Origin of the sequence: Mycobacterium numidiamassiliense (genome assembly GCF_900157365.1) — a bacterium.
Lineage (GTDB): Bacteria > Actinomycetota > Actinomycetes > Mycobacteriales > Mycobacteriaceae > Mycobacterium > Mycobacterium numidiamassiliense.
Map to the genome: position 1 here is coordinate 4,011,886 of NZ_FUEZ01000004.1, position 16,803 is coordinate 4,028,688.

Here is a 16,803-nt window from a genome sequence, read left to right on the forward strand (position 1 = left end):
ACCTGTATCTAACAGCCTTGCGCAGCGGCCATCGGCAGGCCCTACCCGGCATCGCTGTTGAGGAACGTCACGATCGCATCGACGATGCGGCTGGCCATCAACGTCTTGGAGCCGTGCTGCAGCGCCGCCTCGGTGCCGTCGGCCGCCAGCAGCCAGCCGTCGTTGTTGTCGACTTCGAACGCCCGGCCGTCGCCCACCGCGTTGACGACCAACAGGTCACAGCCCTTGCGCCGCAACTTCGCTCGCGCGTGGAACAGCACATCGCCGTTGGCGTCGCCGGTCTCGGCGGCGAAGCCCACGATGGCCCGCATGTTGGGCAACTCGCCGTGGGCGCGGGCGCGGACCGCACCGGCGAGCACGTCGTCGTTGCGGACCAGGTCGATCGTCGGCGGGTCGTCCTGATCGTTGGGGCCCTTTTTGATCTTGGCGGCGGCAACCTGGGCGGGCCGGAAGTCGGCGACCGCGGCGGCCATCACCAGCACGTCGGCGCCCGGGGCGTGCTTGGAGACGGCGTCCGCCAGTTGTTGCGCCGAGCTGACCTGGACGACGTCCACCCCCGCGGGGTCGATGAGTCCAACAGTGTGCCCGGCGATCAGCGTGACCTCGGCGCCGCGCTGGGCAGCAACCCGGGCGACGGCGTAGCCCTGCTTGCCAGAACTGCGGTTGCCGATGAAGCGGACCGGATCGATCGGCTCGCGGGTGCCGCCGGCGGTCACCAGCACCTTGCGGCCGGCCAAGTCGTAGGGCAGGGCGTCATGGCGTTCCAGCAGTAGCTGCGCGAGCGTGGTGATCTCTTCGGCCTCGGGCAGCCGCCCTTTGCCGCTGTCGGCGCCGGTGAGCCGTCCAAACGCGGGCTCCAGCACGACTGCGCCCCGGCGGCGCAATGTGGCCACGTTGTCGACGGTGGCCGGGTGCAACCACATCTCGGTGTGCATGGCCGGCGCGAACAGCACCGGGCACCGCGCGGTCAGGAGGGTCGCGGTCAGCAGATCGTCCGCCCGGCCGTGGGTGGCCCGGGCCAGCAGGTCGGCGGTGGCCGGTGCCACCACGACCAGGTCGGCCTGCTGGCCGAGCCGGACGTGCGGCACTTCGGGCACGTCGGCGAAGACGCCGGTGTGCACCGGCTGACCGGATAACGCCTCGAAGGTGGCGGCACCGACGAAGCGCAACGCGGAGTCGGTCGGGACGACGCGGACCTCGTGGCCGGCCTCGGCGAGCTGGCGAACGACGGTGCACGCCTTGTAGGCGGCGATACCACCGGCGACGCCGACGACGATCCGCTTGCGATCCATCTACGCCGGCCCTTCTCGGACGGCTTGGTAGCGGCTCTCAGAGCTGATCACAGCGCGCCCGGCTCCGTCCTGTTACTCGCCCTCGGTGTGTTCGAGCAGGTCGGCGTGGATCTCGCGCATCGCGATGGACAGCGGCTTTTCCTGCAGGCCGGGCTCGACCAACGGACCAACGTATTCGAGGATGCCCTCGCCCAGCTGGTTGTAGTAATCGTTGATCTGCCGGGCTCGCTTCGCCGCGTAGATGACCAGGGCGTATTTGCTGGACACGCGGTCCAGCAACTCGTCGATGGGCGGGTTGGTGATGCCCAGTGGGGTGTCGTAGGCGCCTTGTCCACCTGCCGACGGATCGAACTGATCCATGGCGGGCAGGGTGGTCAGCGACGCGTCGGACTGCGAATTACTCACTTAAGACTTTCTCCTGGCGCTCAGAGCGGTTGAAAACTGTGTGAAGGTGATGCTTACGCGCGTCTGGCGAGGCGGCTCATGCCGGGCCAGGTGCGTTTCCCACCAGCAAGGATACCAATTCGGCGCAGGCAGACTCCAATTGCCTGTTGACCACGACTCGGTCGAAGTCATCCTGAGCTGCTAATTCGATGCGGGCGGTGTCCAGGCGGCGGCGGATGGCCTCGGGCGTTTCGGTGCCCCGGCCGACCAACCTGGCCTGCAGATCTGCCCAGCTGGGTGGCGCGAGGAACACCGTGATGGCCTCGGGCATCGCTTGCTTGATGGCCCTGGCCCCGGCCAGATCGACCTCGATGAGTACGGGAAGGCCGCTCGCGGTGGCGGTCCGTACCGGCTCGGCCAGCGTGCCGGATCGCTGCAGGCCACCGTGGATTTCTGCCCACTCCAGCAGGTCACCGTCGTCGATGAGTTGCTGGAAGCGAGCGGAGCTGACGAAGTGGTAGTCGACGCCGTCGACCTCACCCGGCCGCGGCGCCCGCGTCGTGGCCGAGACGCTGAAATGAAGATTGGGGATTTGGTCGCGCAAGCACCCAACCAAGGCCGACTTCCCGACCCCGGAGGGACCGGACAGCACCACGACACGCCCTGCGCCTGTCGGCTCGGGACGTGCCCCGTGCGCGATGTCCGGTCCCCCGCTGGAGCTCATTGACGCTCCTGGGTCGGTACCCCCACAGGCCATCCGGCCTGCATCGTCGCGGGGCTGTGAGTTAGGCGGAACCGAACTTTTCCAGCAGCGCCTTACGCTGCCGGTCGCCCAGACCGCGCAACCGGCGGGTCGGAGCGATTTCCAGTTCGGTCATGATTTCCTGCGCCTTGACCTTGCCCACCTTGGGCAGTGCCTCGAGAAGAGCAGAAACCTTCATCTTGCCCAGGACTTCATCGCTCTCTGCGTCCTTGAGCACCTGCGTGAGGTTGGTGCCACCGCGCTTGAGCCGGTCCTTGAGCTCTGCTCGCGCTCGACGTGCGGCAGCCGCCTTCTCCAACGCGGCCGCGCGCTGCTCGTCGGTCAACTGGGGAAGGGCCACGATTCCTCCGTATCTGATCCATCATTTTGTCTCTGCCGGGGCCTTCAGCCCCAGCGCAGACGACCGTACTCACGGTTCCTGACGAAATCTAACCCGACCCCCTGGTTAGGGGGGTAAATGCCCAGCGTGGGCGCGTCGGGTGACGTCCACCAGGACCGTGCACGGCATCGCTGGGGGCCCTTCCAGGCGGCGTTCGATGCGGGCGGCAGCCCCCGTCCGACACCCCGCGATCACGGCTCTCACCTGCGGTTTTGCCGACGGCCGGGCCGACGTTGCGCGCTTCCTCGCGAGAGGCCACCAGCGAAGTCGACAGGTAGCCGCGAGGTCTCGCGCCCCGGATCAAGGATTTTTCATGCGTGTCGCGCGTGTCGCGCCGGTGGTCAGCGGGGGTCGACGATCGTCGCAGCGTCGCGAAAGGCGGGTCAGAGCACCGACAGGTACGCCACCGCGTCCAGCATTCGCTCACCCGCGGCCCGCAGATCGACCACATTCGGCCCGGCGCGCAGCACCTCACGCGCCACCGCCGGCAGCAGTTGGCCCGGTGCGGCCCCACCGAGGCCCGCCAGCGCCTCGGGGCGCCCGCCCTGGACGCCGACGCCCGGCACCAGCACCGGTCCGCCCAGCGCGCTCACGTCGGGCGCCTGGAAAACGGTCGCACCGACCACCACACCGACGTATCCCGGCTCGTTGGGGTTGGCGGACCGGTTGACCACCGCGGCCTGGTCGACGACCAGCTGGGCCACGGTGCGCTCGTCGAAGGTGGCACGCTGCACGGTCGCGCCCTCGGGATTGGAGCTGGCCGCCACCACGAAAACCCCGCGGTCGTGGGCGGCGGCGGTTTCCAGCAGCGGGCGCAGCGAGCCGAACCCCAGGTACGGCGATGCGGTCACGGCGTCGGCGGCCAGCGGCGAATCGCCCGCCCAGGCGGTGGCGTAGGCCGCCATCGTCGTCCCGATATCGCCCCGCTTGGCGTCCGCGAGCACCAGCACCCCGGCCGAGCGCAGCGCGGCGATGGTGCCTTCCAGCACTACGAACCCGGCAGACCCATAGGCCTCGAAGAACGCCACCTGCGGTTTGACGACGGCAAAACCCGCGAATGCTTCGACGCAGATGTCGCAGAACGCGGCCAGCCCCTCGACGGTGGTCGGCAGGTCCCACGCCCGCAGCAGCTCGGGATGCGGGTCGATACCCAGGCACAGTGGGCCGCGGCTCAGCTTCGCCGCGGTCAGCCGCGCGCCGAATCCGGTCACTCGGCGCCTCCACCGGAAGCGGTCGATCCGGCACTCTGGGCACCGATCGCGCTGTGCAGTTCCTGCAGCGACCGCACGCCGATGTCGCCGCGGATCCCCGCTTCGATGCCCTGAACGGCGGCCGACGCCCCCTGCACGGTCGTCACGCAAGGAATGTTGACCGACACTGCCACCGAACGGATTTCATAGCCGTCGATGCGCGGGCCGGAGTTGCCGTAGGGCGTGTTGATCACCATGTCGACCTCGCCCGCCCTGATCGCCTCGACCGCGGAGATCGCCGGACGGCCCGGCTGCGGGGGCTCAAAGTGCTTGCGGACCTCGTCGCAGGGAATCCCGTTGCGGCGCAACATCTCCGCTGTGCCCTCGGTGGCCAGCACGCGGAAACCCAAGTCGGCCAGCCGTTTGACGGGGAACACCAGTGAACGTTTGTCGCGGTTGGCGACCGAGACGAACACGGTGCCACGGGCCGGCAGCGACCCGTAGGCCGCGGTCTGACTCTTGGCGAAGGCGGTACCGAAGTCGCGGTCGATCCCCATTACTTCGCCGGTCGATTTCATCTCCGGGCCGAGCAGCGAATCGATGGCCGATCCGTCGGCGCGGCGGAACCGGTGGAAGGGCAGCACGGCTTCCTTAACCGCAATCGGGGCGTTTTGGGCCGCGTGCGCGCCATCGCCGGACGCCGCCAGCATTCCCTCCTCGCGCAGCTGAGCAATGTTGGTGCCCAACATGATTCGGGCACACGCTTTGGCGAGCGGAATCGCGGTGGCCTTGGAGACGAACGGCACGGTGCGGCTGGCCCGCGGGTTGGCCTCCAGGACGTAGAGCACGTCGTCCTTGAGGGCGTACTGCACATTGAGCAATCCCACCACGCCGATGCCGTGCGCGATGGCCTCGGTCGCCCGGCGCACCTTCTCGATGTCGCTGCGGCCCAGCGTGACCGGCGGCAGCGCGCACGCCGAGTCGCCGGAGTGAATGCCGGCTTCCTCGATGTGCTCCATGATGCCGCCGATGTAGACCTCGGCGCCGTCGCACAGCGCGTCGACGTCGATCTCCACCGCGTCCTCGAGGAAACGGTCGACCAGCACCGGGTGTTCCGGGGACAGCTCGGTGGCACGGGTGATGTAGTCCCGCAGTGTCTCGTCGTCGTAGACGATCTCCATACCCCGGCCGCCGAGCACATACGAGGGCCGCACCAGCACCGGATAACCGATCTCGTCGGCGATCCGGCGGGCCTGCGCGAAAGTCGTTGCCATGCCGTATTTCGGCGCCGGCAGCCCGGCAGCGGCCAGCACATCGCCGAACGCGCCACGGTCCTCGGCCAGGTCGATGGCCTCCGGCGGGGTGCCCACGATCGGCACCCCGGCGTCGGCGAGCCGTTGCGCCAGGCCCAGTGGTGTCTGTCCGCCGAGTTGCACGATCACGCCGACGACTCCCGGGCCGCCGAGCGCGGACTGCGCCTCGGCCCGGTACACCTCCAGGACGTCCTCGAACGTCAGCGGCTCGAAATACAGCCGGTCGGCGGTGTCGTAGTCGGTGGACACCGTCTCGGGGTTGCAGTTGACCATCACGGTCTCGAAACCCGCCTGCGACAGGGTCGTTGCGGCATGCACGCAGCTGTAGTCGAATTCGATGCCCTGGCCGATCCGGTTCGGCCCCGACCCGAGGATCAACACCTTGGGCTTCTCGGACTGCGGGGCGACCTCGGTCTCGGCGGCCGGGTCGAGTTCGTAGCTGCTGTAGTGGTAGGGCGTCTTGGCTTCGAACTCCGCGGCGCAGGTGTCCACCGTTTTGTACACCGGATGAATGTCGAGCCGCTCACGCAACGACCGCACCCCATTTTCGCCGGCCAATTCCGGCCGCAGCGCGGCGATCTGACGGTCGGACAACCCGCTGTGCTTGGCGTGGCGCAGCAGGTCGCCGTCGAGCACCGGCGCGCTCACCAGTTCGTCGCGCAGCTTTTCCAGCTCGCTGATTTGCGCGACGAACCACGGGTCGACACCGCTGGCTTCGGCGACCTGCTCCACCGGTGCACCCAGCCGCAGCGCCAGTTCGATGTCGTAGAGCCGGCCCTCGGTCGGGGTCCGCAGCCGGGTCAGCACCTCTTCGGCATCGCCCGCCGCGTCCGGTTTGGTCCAGAATCCGGCGCGTGTTGTCTCCAGCGACCGCATCACCTTGCCGAGCGCTTCGATGAAGTTGCGGCCCAACGACATCGCCTCGCCGACGGATTTCATCGTGGTGGTCAACGTCGGGTCGGCGCCGGGGAACTTCTCGAACGCGAACCGCGGCGCCTTGACCACGACGTAGTCCAGGGTCGGCTCGAAGCAGGCCGGCGTCTCTTTGGTGATGTCGTTGACGATCTCGTCGAGGGTGTAGCCGACGGCGAGCTTGGCGGCGATCTTGGCGATCGGGAAACCCGTGGCCTTGGACGCCAACGCGCTCGACCGGGATACCCGCGGGTTCATTTCGATGACGATCAGCCGGCCATCGACCGGGTTCACCGCGAACTGGATGTTGCAGCCGCCGGTGTCGACACCGACCTCGCGCAGGATCGCGATGCCCAGGTCGCGCATCCGCTGGTATTCCCGGTCGGTCAGCGTCATGGCCGGCGCGACGGTCACCGAGTCGCCGGTGTGCACGCCCATCGGATCGACGTTTTCGATCGAGCACACGACGACCACGTTGTCGTTGCCGTCGCGCATCAGCTCGAGCTCGAATTCCTTCCATCCGTAGATCGATTCCTCAATCAGCACGTTGGCGCTGGGTGATTCCGCCAGGCCGGCGCCGGCCATCCGGTCCACCTCTTCGGCGGAGTTCGCCATGCCCGAGCCCAGCCCGCCCATGGTGAAGCTGGGCCGCACCACGACGGGCAGGCCGAGTTCTTCAACCGTTTCGCGGACCTCGTCCATGGTGAAACACACTCGGCTGCGGGCGGATTCACCGCCGACCTTGGCGACGATGTCTTTGAAGCGCTGCCGGTCCTCGCCGCGCTGAATTGCTTCGAAGTCGGCGCCGATGAGTTCGACGCCGTAGCGCTCCAGGACTCCGTTGTCGTGCAACGCCACCGCGGTGTTGAGCGCGGTCTGCCCGCCCAGCGTGGCCAGCAGCGCGTCGATCTTGTTGCCGCGCTCGGCCTGCTGGGCGATCACCTTCTCCACGAAGGCAGCGGTGATGGGCTCGACGTAGGTGTGATCGGCATACTCGGGGTCGGTCATGATGGTGGCCGGGTTGGAGTTGACCAGGCTGACTTGTATCCCCTCGGCACGCAGCACCCGGCAGGCCTGGGTGCCGGAGTAGTCGAATTCGCACGCCTGCCCGATCACGATCGGCCCCGAGCCGATCACCAGCACGTGCTTGAGGTCAGTCCGCCGTGGCATTAGCGTCCCCCCGCCATCAGGTCGACGAACTGGTCGAACAAATACTCTGCATCGTGCGGGCCGGCGGCGGCTTCCGGATGGTATTGCACCGAAAATGCCCGTCCGTCAGCGAGTTTGACGCCTTCCACCACCCCGTCGTTGGCGCAGGTGTGGCTGACCAGCGCCGGGCCGAACGGAGTGTCGAAGGACTGACCGGCCTCCCCCTCCAGGGCGAAACCGTGATTCTGCGCGGTCACCGCGACCCGGCCGGTGGCGTGGTCGATCACCGGGATGTTGATCCCGCGATGACCGAAGACCATCTTGAACGTCGACAAGCCCAGCGCGCGGCCCAGGATCTGGTTGCCGAAACAGATACCGAACAACGGGATTCCGGCGCTCAACACTTCCCGCGTGAGCGCGACGACATGGTCGGCGGTCGCCGGGTCGCCGGGCCCGTTGGACAAGAACACGCCGTCCGGCTTGATGTCGGCGATTTGCTCGAAGGTCGTCGAGGCCGGCAGCACGTGGCTGCGGATGCCGCGGCTGGCGAAGTTACGCGGGGTATTGGTCTTGATCCCAAGGTCCAGCGCGGCGACCGTAAATCGTTGCGGTGTATCGGATTCCACGATGTATGCGCCAGGGGTGCTGACCTCTCCCGCGAGATCGGCGCCCAGCATGGACTGCTGGTTGCGGACCCGCTCGGTCAGCTCGGCCGGCTCGGCAAGGGTGTCACCGGAGAACAACCCGGCCTTCATCGAGCCGCGGCTGCGCAGATGCCGCACCACGGCGCGGGTGTCGATGCCGGCGATCCCGACGATGCCCTGGCGGACCAGTTCGTCTTCCAGCGTCCCGGTCGCCCGCCAGTTGGAGGCGCGTGGCGACGGGTCACGAACCGCGTAACCGGCGACCCAGATCTTGTCACCGCGGCTCTCGGCGTCCTCGTTGTTCCAGCCGGTGTTGCCGATCTGCGGGGCGGTTGCCACCACGATCTGACGGTGATAGCTGGGGTCGGTAAGCGTCTCCTGGTAGCCGGACATGGCGGTGGAAAAGACTGCCTCGCCGAGTGTTTGGCCAATCTGGCCGAACGGCGTTCCGGTGAAGACGCGGCCGTCTTCCAGTACCAGTTGGGCTGCTGTGGTCACGGGCGCCGCTCCTCTTCATCGCTACGCTCTGCATCGTCGTCGGCGCGCGTCACGCGGCCTCCTCGAGCCAGCCGTCGTATTCGTCTCGATTGGCGGCCCGGAAGCCGGTCTCGATCTCGACGCCCGATGGCAGCCGCCATCGGATGGCCAGTATTCCATTGCGGGCCGCGACCTTTCCGGCCATTGTCCGCTCCGTGCGCACTTCGGCAATCGAGTCCTGTGGAATCCAGATTGGGTTGGCTCGAATGCGTTCCAGCAGAATGCCTTCCGGATAGCGACTCAACACGGCCTTGCTGCGGTACCCGAGATCGCCGGCGGTAACCCGCTCGGTCCATTCGGCGCCAAGGGTTTCCGTTCCCAGCGTGCAGCCGACGTAGACACCCCGAAGCGTGGTGATCGCCGCGCCTACCTCGATCGGCACCTCGGGCAGGTTGCCGATCAGCTCCTCTTGTCGTTGCGCGCGCCGGCGCCAGCCCAACATCATCAACTGGATCACGATGGCGATCACCACTACCAGTACGGCCGCAAAAATCAGCGACCCCACCAGCGTGCCTGAGTTCATGCGGGGCTCTTCCCATCCCGGGCGGTGATCTTCCCGCGAAGCAGGGTCGCGGTCACGTTGGCGGGCAGCGTCATCGACTCGTAGGGCGTGTTGGCCGACCGGCTGGCCAGTTCGGGCCCGGCGACGGTCCAGGTGGCGTCGGGGTCCACCACGGTCAGGTTGGCCGGCTCCCCGACCTCGAGCGGGCGGCCCTGATCGGGCAATCCCACAATGCGCGCCGGGTTTTCACTCATCACCCGAGCGACGCCGCGCCAGGTCAACAGCCCGGGCACCACCATGGTCTGCACCACTACCGACAGCGCCGTCTGGAGTCCGAGCATGCCGGGCCGCGCGGCGGAGAACTCCACACACTTCTCGTGCGCGGCGTGCGGGGCATGGTCGGTGGCCACGCAATCGATTACCCCGTCGGCCAGCGCTTGACGCAGCGCGATCGCGTCGGCGGCTTCGCGCAGCGGCGGGTTGACCCGGTTGATTCCGTCGTAGCTTGCCAGCCGGGTGTCGTCGAGCAGGAGATGATGCGGGGTGACTTCGGCGGTGATCGAAATGCCTTGTTCTTTAGCCCATTTCAATAGCTCAACGGTGCCGGTCGTGGAGGCGTGGCAGATGTGCACCCGGGCGCCGGCGTCGCGAGCCAGCAGTGCGTCGCGGGCGACGATCGATTCCTCGGCCGCGCGCGGCCATCCCGCCAACCCCAGCCGGGCAGCCGTGGGCCCTTCGTGTGCCACCGCGCCGACGGTCAGCCTGGGCTCCTCGGCGTGCTGGGCAATCAAGACGCCCAGGCCCGTTGCGTATTCCAGGGCGCGCCGCATCACCAGCGGATCGTCCACGCAGACGCCGTCGTCGGAGAACATGCGGACCTGCGCGGCGCCGGCGGCCATCATGCCCATCTCGGTCAGCTCGGTGCCGCCCAGGCCAACGGTGACCGCGCCGACGGGATGCACATCGACCAGACCGACCTGCTGGCCGCGGTGCCAGACATGGTCGGTGACCACCGGGCTGTCCGCGACCGGATTGGTGTTGGCCATCGCGAACACCGCCGTGTATCCGCCTAAAGCCGCTGCCGCCGAACCGGTTTCGATGTCTTCAGCGTATTCGCGGCCCGGTTCACGTAAATGGGTGTGCAGGTCGACGAATCCCGGCAGCAGGATGTGGCCGGTGGCATCGATGACATCGGCACTGTCGGGAATGGCGAGTTTGGCACCGATGTCGGCGATCTGGCCGTCGTCGACCAGGACGTCGACGCGATCGCCTTCGCCGTACAACCGGACCCCGCGAAGCAGGACACTCACTTGACAACCTCTTTTACCCTCTGCTCCGCAGAATCGGTGCCGACCAGCACATGGAACAGCACCGCCATCCGCACGTGTACACCATTGGAAACCTGTTGCAGCACAGCCGATTGCGATGAGTCGGCCACCGAAGAAGCGATTTCCATGCCGCGCAACATCGGCCCCGGATGTAGCACCACCGCGTGGCCGGGCAGCAGCGCCTGGCGGCGATCGGAAAGCCCGTACAGCGACGAGTATTCGCGCACCGACGGGAAGAAGCCGCCGTTCATCCGCTCGGCCTGCACCCGCAGCATCAGCACCGCGTCGGCGGCGGGCAACTCAGCGTCGAACTCGCCCGCCACGGTCACCGGCCAGCCGTCGACGCCCACCGGCAACAACGTCGGCGGCGCCACCAGCACCACCTCGGCGCCCAGCGTGCTCAGCAGCATGACGTTGGAACGGGCCACCCGGCTGTGCAGGATGTCGCCGACGATCACGATCCGCCGGCCTTCGATACCGCCGAGCCGTTGGCGGATGGTCAACGCGTCCAGCAGCGCCTGGGTCGGGTGCTCGTGGGTACCGTCGCCGGCGTTGATCACCGACGGGCCCGCGCCGTCCGCCTCGACGTCCGAAGTCCACTCGGCGAGCAGCTGCGCGGCACCGGAAGCCGGGTGTCGGATGATCAGCGCGTCGGCGCCGGCCGCGCGCAACGTCAGTGCGGTGTCGCGCAGCGATTCACCTTTGCCCACAGACGATCCGGACGCGCTGACGTTGATCACGTCGGCGCTCATCCACTTGCCCGCCACCTCGAAAGACACCCGGGTGCGGGTCGAGTTCTCGTAGAACATGGTGACGATGGTGCGGCCGCGCAGCGTCGGCAGCTTTTTGACCTCGCGGCCCACCAGCGCCTGCGCGAACCGATCGGCATCGTCGAGGATGGCGGTGGCCTCGTCGCGGCTCAGGTCGCCGGCGGCCAGCAGGTGCCTCGTCATTCGGCACCATCCCGGGAAATGACCACCCCGTCGCGGCCGTCGTGTTCGCGCAGTTGGACGTGGACGCTCTCGCTGCTCGAGGTCGGCACGTTCTTGCCGACATAGTCGGCGCGCACGGGTAGCTCTCGATGGCCGCGGTCGACCAGGACTGCGAGTTGGACGGCCCGCGGCCGGCCCACATCGCGCAGCGCGTCGAGGGCCGAGCGCACCGAGCGTCCCGAATACAGCACGTCGTCGACGAGAATCACCAGCGCGTCGTCGATTCCGCCGGCCGGGATCGAGGTGACCTCCAGCGGCCGGGGCGGCTTCTGCATCAGATCGTCGCGGTACAGGGTGATGTCCAGGGCGCCGTGGCCCACGTCCACGCCGCTGAATTCGCCGATGTGCGCGGCGAGTCGCTGGGCCAGGATCACCCCGCGCGTCGGGATGCCCAGCAGCACCACCCGTGGCCCATCGGCACCGTCGAGTGCCGTCTTTTCGATGATTTGATGCGCGATGCGCGAAATGGTGCGGCCGACGTCGGCCGCAGACATCAATTCCCTGCCAGTGGCGGCATCCCCCGCGGCACTCATGACAGACATTGACCTCCTTCTCCGCCTCTCCGGACGGATCGTTAAAGGATGTCGACTGCCGGGCAGCGTAGCCCTCCCGTTCCGGTGCGACGAAGCGGGACGCGCCCACCCGGTCCCGACCGCCGGTCCGCCGCCGCCGACACGCGATTTTCATTTCACATCTAATCCGCATTGGACGATCGGAAAGAATGGTCGTCGGTAAATGCGTGTAGCGCAAATCACATAAATTATTTGCGACTCGTCGACACTCGGCCGGACGGGGCAATTCGCGCGTAATGGAAGGTTACGGATAACTGGCCGGCAGCTGAATCGGCGTCGCCGCGCCCGTGCGCTGAACCGTGCCTGCGCCAACCCCGGTTCTCGGCATTGAGCTGGCCCGGTGCACCTAGCAGCTGACCTAGGGACGCGGACTCGAATGGACGGATGCGGCCGAGGTATTCATGGCTGCGACCGCGCGAATTAACCCATCGCTATTTGTTGCGAGAGTTGCTGCGTAATGCGAAGATTCCTAACGCAGACAGCACTGGACTGCGCTGCCCGTTCTTTTATTGCGCCGAATAGGAGTTGCCTTGCGCAGCTTGACTCCGCATGCCCTAAATCCAGGCGCTCGAGGCCCTGGGTTTGCCGACCGCGCGACGCTCGCGCCGTAGGACGAGCGCAATGGGCCGCCTCATCACACGCACCTGGATACCGATCGTCATGGTCGTCGTCGCGGTGACCGGCGGCGTCACGGTCTCGAGGCTGCATGGCGTTTTCGGCTCAGATCAACATGTTTCAGATCCCAGCAGCGCCGACGCGATCGTCGCGATCAGCCCCAAGCGCGTGGTCTACGAGATCTTCGGCCCGGCGGGGACGACCGCGACCATCAACTATCTGGATGCCAACGCCCAGCCGCGCGAGGTCGACAGCGCGACGATTCCGTGGTCGTTCCCGATCGAGACCACAGTCAGCGCGGTGATCGCCCACATCGTCGCGCAGGGCAACAGTGAGAGCCTCGGCTGTCGAATCATCGTCAACGGTGTGGTCCGCGACCAGCTTCTGGTCAATTCTCACCACGCCCAGACCACCTGCCTGGTGAAATCCGCGTGAGCACCGAACCCGACGGTGGATTCTTGTCCACCGCCGCCCGGTTGATCCGTTGGCTGGCGATCCCGGTCATCGTCTTCTGGGTCGTGCTGACCGCGGCGTTGAACATCGTGACGCCGCCGTTGGCCGAAGTCGCCAGCGCACATGCGGTCTCGTTGAGTGCGCACGATGCGCCGTCGCTGACAGCCATGAAGCGCGTCGGCAAGAACTTTCAGCAGTTCGATTCCGACAGCACCGCGATGGTCGTGCTGGAGGGGCGAGACAAGCTGGGCGACAACGCACACCGGTACTACGACATGCTGATCGCCAGGCTGTCCGAAGACAAGACCCACATCGAACACGTCGAGAACTTCTGGGGCGACCCGCTGACCGCGGCCGGCTCGCAAAGCACCGACGGCAAGGCCGCGTATGTCCAGTTATATCTCGCGGGTGACCAAAGTAGTTCGCGGGCAAATGAATCCGTCGCAGCGTTGGAACGCATCGTGCACAGCGTGCCGCCGCCGGACGGGGTCAGAGCCTACGTGACGGGCCCCGGTCCGCTCGCGGCCGATCAGGCCACCTACGGCGACCGCAGCCTGCAGAAGATCACCCTCATCACCGTCGTCGTGATCGCGATCATGCTCTTCATCGCCTACCGGTCCGTGACAACGGTTCTCTTCGTGCTGCTGACGGTGGGGGTTGAACTGCTCGCGGTGCAGGGTGTCATCGCTACCCTGGCCGACCACAACGTCATCGCCCTGTCCACCTTCGCCGTCAATGTGATGGTGGCACTGACGATAGCCGCCGCGACGGACTACGCGATCTTCCTGATCGGTCGCTATCAGGAAGCGCGCGCGGCTGGACTGGACCGAGAAGCCGCGTACTACAGCATGTTTCACGGGACAAGCCATGTGATCGTCGGATCGGGTCTCACCGTAGCCGGGGCGATGTACTGCCTGAGCTTCACCAGGCTTCCGGTCTTCAACACCCTCGGATCGCCCTGCTCGATCTCCATCCTCGTCGTGATCGTGGCCTCGCTTACCCTCGCGCCGGCCGTCATCGCCGTCACCAGCACATTCGGGGCATTTGACCCCAGACAGAAGATGAACACCCGGCGCTGGCGCCGGATCGGCACGATCGTCGTCCGATGGCCGGGCCCGGTACTGGTCGGCTCGGTGCTGGTAGCGATGATCGGGCTGGCCGCGTTGCCCGCGTATGAGACCGGCTACAACGGGCGCTACTACATCCCCACCGATACCCCGTCCAACATCGGTTACCAGGCATCCGACCGGCACTTCCCGCAGGCCCGTATGGAACCGGAACTGTTGATGATCGAGGCCGATCACGACCTGCGTAACCCGACCGACATGCTGGTGCTGGACCGGGTCGCCCGCTATGTCTTTCACACGCCCGGCATCGCGCGGGTCCAGGGCATCACTCGGCCGCTGGGATCTCCAATCGATCACGCGTCGCTGCCTTTTCAGATGAGCGCGCAAAGCGGCCTGGCGATCGAGAACCTGAAGGACCTGCGGAACCGCGTCGCCGACATGACCAGGATCACCGATCAATTGCAGCACATGATCGACATCTCCCGACACGTCGAAGGCTTGATGGGCGAGCTCTCCGACGTGACGCGCGACGTCGCGGGCGACACGCGCCGGATGCATGCCACCGCCGACGAGATACGCGACCACCTCTCCGATTTCGATGACGTCTGGCGACCGGTGCGAAGCTACTTCTATTGGGAGCGGCACTGTTTCGACATTCCGCTGTGCTGGTCTCTGCGGTCGGTGTTCGACGGCATGGACGGCATCGACAAGCTCAGCGACGATCTGGGGGCGCTGTCCCACGCCACCGGCCGGCTCGCCGCGGTCGTGCCCCAGATGCTGGCGCAGTTGCCGCCGCTGATCGCGGCGATGCAGACGGTGAAGGACCTTGCGCAGACGGCGGCGAGCACCTTTTCCGGGATGATCACGCAGATGGACGCCATGACGCGCAACGCGACTGTCATGGGACAAGCCTTCGACGGGGCGAAAAACGATGATTTCTTCTACCTTCCGCCCGAAGCCTTCGAGAATCCGGACTTCCAGCGGGGCCTCAACCTGTTCCTGTCCCCCGACGGCAGCTCGGCGCGGTTCATCATCACTCACAAGGGCGATCCCTCGACACCCGAAGGCATTTCGCACATCGACAGCATCCGGCAGGCCGCCGAGGAAGCCGTGAAGGGAACACCGCTGGCGGCCGCGAACATCTACCTCACGGGCATGGCCGCGACCTTCAAGGACATGCGGGACGGCTCCCTGTACGACCTGCTGATTGCCGCGGTCGCGGCGCTGTGCCTGATCTTCATGATCATGCTGGCCATCACCAGGAGCGTGGTGGCCAGCGCTGTGATCGTCGGCACGGTCACTCTGTCGCTGGGTTCGTCGTTCGGGCTATCGGTGCTGATCTGGCAACACCTGCTGCACATGCCGCTGCACTGGCTGGTGCTGGCGATGGCGATCATCGTGATGCTCGCCGTCGGTTCGGACTACAACCTGCTGCTGGTGGCCCGTTTCAACGAGGAGATCGGGGCGGGCCTCAAAACCGGCATGATCCGCTCGATGGGAAGTACCGGCGCGGTGGTCACGACGGCCGGCCTGGTGTTCGCGTTCACGATGGGCGCCATGGTCTCGAGCGATCTGCGCGTCGTCGGCCAGATCGGCACGACGATCATGATCGGCCTGTTGTTCGACACCCTTGTCGTCCGATCGTTCATGATGCCGGCCGCCGCGACGCTGCTGGGCCGCTGGTTCTGGTGGCCCCGTCGGGTACGCGTCCACGCCGCTACCCCGGCTGCTCGTACCTGCCCCGACGCGGGGCGCCCGGCAAAAGCGGTGACCGCCGCCCCCTGACGGGCGGTAAGTACACTGTCTGACTGTCACCAAGAGGCCGAAGCCGCCGAAGGATTCCGACATCTGTGGCAACGGATGCCCTAGCCAACCGAGGATCAGATGAGCGACGAGTCCAACAGGCCGGTCCGCCCCCTGATCGGGTTCATCACCGCAGACAACGCGCCGCAGATCACCCCCGCGTCGCCGAGCCGGACGTGGATGGCAAAGCAGTCAGAGGCGAATAAGGGTTGGCCCAGTCGGTGCTTGCCGATGCTCATCGCCAACCAGAGCGGTTGGGAGCTGCGCAACCCATCCGCGTTCACCGCGACCTGGTTCGACCAGGACGGCATGGACGTGCTGATCCAACCCGACAAGCACGACGCCGGTCAGCTGCTGCCGGTCAGTCATTTCGGCAACGGCATCCTGAGCTGGCGTCTGCCGATCCTGTTCCGCACCCCGGAGGGCTACAACCTGTTGGCCCGCGGACCGGCGAACTATCCCAAGGACGCCATCAGTCCACTAGAGGGAGTTGTCGAAACCGATTGGGCGAGTCAGAGTTTCAGCATGAATTGGAAACTCACTCGCAAATTGATGCCGGTGCGCTTCGAGGTCGACGAGCCGATCTGCTTGATCGTCCCGCAGCGTCGAGGCGAGCTGGAAGAGTTCGCCCCCGAACTCAGGCGCATCGAATCCGATGAGGATCTGCAGCGCAAGCATGAGTCCTTCCTTCGCTCGCGCAGTGTGGCCAAGCAAGCCGAGCAGGTGGCGAGGGTCGCCGCGGGTGAGCGGGTGGAGTGGCAGGGCGACTACACGCGGGGTAGACACTTCGACGGCGAGGCCGGAGCACCGGATCACCAGACGCGCCGTCATCTTCGACCGTTTGTTCAGCTAGAGCAGGAGAAGCCGCAACACGACACGCCCCAGTAGGTCAGCCACAGGTGCGCAGT

Annotated in this window: 14 protein-coding genes; 3 read left to right on the forward strand and 11 right to left on the reverse strand. The window is 66.6% G+C overall.

All coding sequences use genetic code 11. The features are described from left to right. Positions 1-41: 41 nt before the first annotated feature. The 11 genes from coaBC to pyrR form a co-directional block, all read right to left on the reverse strand. On the reverse strand, positions 42-1,292 hold the full coding sequence (coaBC, locus tag MNAB215_RS27045) for a bifunctional phosphopantothenoylcysteine decarboxylase/phosphopantothenate--cysteine ligase CoaBC (RefSeq protein WP_077081508.1): 1,251 nt from the start codon (positions 1,290-1,292) through the stop codon (positions 42-44). Positions 1,293-1,364: 72 nt separating this feature from the next. Further along, on the reverse strand, positions 1,365-1,697 hold the full coding sequence (rpoZ, locus tag MNAB215_RS27050) for a DNA-directed RNA polymerase subunit omega (protein ID WP_077081509.1): 333 nt from the start codon (positions 1,695-1,697) through the stop codon (positions 1,365-1,367). A 76-nt stretch (positions 1,698-1,773) separates the two neighbouring features. Further along, a complete protein-coding gene (gene gmk, locus MNAB215_RS27055) occupies positions 1,774-2,400 on the reverse strand; it encodes a guanylate kinase (protein ID WP_077081510.1) in 627 nt (208 codons plus the stop codon). 61 nt (positions 2,401-2,461) lie between these two features. Continuing rightward, a complete protein-coding gene (gene mihF, locus MNAB215_RS27060; RefSeq protein WP_003407240.1) occupies positions 2,462-2,779 on the reverse strand; it encodes an integration host factor, actinobacterial type in 318 nt (105 codons plus the stop codon). A gap of 422 nt (positions 2,780-3,201) precedes the next feature. After that, positions 3,202-4,029 carry an orotidine-5'-phosphate decarboxylase gene (gene pyrF / locus MNAB215_RS27065; RefSeq protein ID WP_077081511.1) on the reverse strand — a complete coding sequence of 276 codons (828 nt, stop codon included), beginning with the start codon at positions 4,027-4,029 and terminating at the stop codon, positions 3,202-3,204. Further along, positions 4,026-7,403, reverse strand: a complete 3,378-nt coding sequence (carB, locus tag MNAB215_RS27070) for a carbamoyl-phosphate synthase large subunit (RefSeq protein WP_077081512.1) — start codon at positions 7,401-7,403, stop codon at positions 4,026-4,028. The genes pyrF and carB overlap by 4 nt, the downstream gene beginning before the upstream one ends. Next, complete coding sequence (gene carA, locus MNAB215_RS27075; RefSeq protein WP_077081513.1) at positions 7,403-8,524, reverse strand: glutamine-hydrolyzing carbamoyl-phosphate synthase small subunit; 1,122 nt, start codon at positions 8,522-8,524, stop codon at positions 7,403-7,405. The genes carB and carA overlap by 1 nt, the downstream gene beginning before the upstream one ends. Before the next feature lie 49 nt (positions 8,525-8,573). After that, positions 8,574-9,086 (reverse strand): PH-like domain-containing protein, encoded by a 513-nt coding sequence (locus MNAB215_RS27080; protein WP_077081514.1) that lies wholly within the window; start codon positions 9,084-9,086, stop codon positions 8,574-8,576. Continuing rightward, complete coding sequence (locus MNAB215_RS27085; protein ID WP_077081515.1) at positions 9,083-10,375, reverse strand: dihydroorotase; 1,293 nt, start codon at positions 10,373-10,375, stop codon at positions 9,083-9,085. The genes MNAB215_RS27080 and MNAB215_RS27085 overlap by 4 nt, the downstream gene beginning before the upstream one ends. Beyond that, positions 10,372-11,346, reverse strand: a complete 975-nt coding sequence (locus MNAB215_RS27090) for an aspartate carbamoyltransferase catalytic subunit (RefSeq protein ID WP_077081516.1) — start codon at positions 11,344-11,346, stop codon at positions 10,372-10,374. The genes MNAB215_RS27085 and MNAB215_RS27090 overlap by 4 nt, the downstream gene beginning before the upstream one ends. Next, entirely contained in the window at positions 11,343-11,918 is a 576-nt protein-coding gene (gene pyrR, locus MNAB215_RS27095) for a bifunctional pyr operon transcriptional regulator/uracil phosphoribosyltransferase PyrR (protein WP_077082377.1), read from the reverse strand. The genes MNAB215_RS27090 and pyrR overlap by 4 nt, the downstream gene beginning before the upstream one ends. A 660-nt stretch (positions 11,919-12,578) precedes the next feature. On the opposite strand from pyrR, the gene MNAB215_RS27105 reads away from it, so the two are divergent. The 3 genes from MNAB215_RS27105 (at position 12,579) to MNAB215_RS27115 (ending at position 16,783) form a co-directional block, all read left to right on the forward strand. Beyond that, a complete protein-coding gene (locus MNAB215_RS27105; protein ID WP_077081517.1) occupies positions 12,579-13,007 on the forward strand; it encodes an MmpS family transport accessory protein in 429 nt (142 codons plus the stop codon). Further along, a complete protein-coding gene (locus tag MNAB215_RS27110; protein ID WP_077081518.1) occupies positions 13,004-15,877 on the forward strand; it encodes an MMPL/RND family transporter in 2,874 nt (957 codons plus the stop codon). Before MNAB215_RS27105 ends, MNAB215_RS27110 begins: the two co-directional genes overlap by 4 nt. A gap of 99 nt (positions 15,878-15,976) precedes the next feature. After that, a complete protein-coding gene (locus tag MNAB215_RS27115; protein WP_077081519.1) occupies positions 15,977-16,783 on the forward strand; it encodes a DUF6065 family protein in 807 nt (268 codons plus the stop codon). The last annotated feature ends 20 nt before the right edge of the window (positions 16,784-16,803 follow it).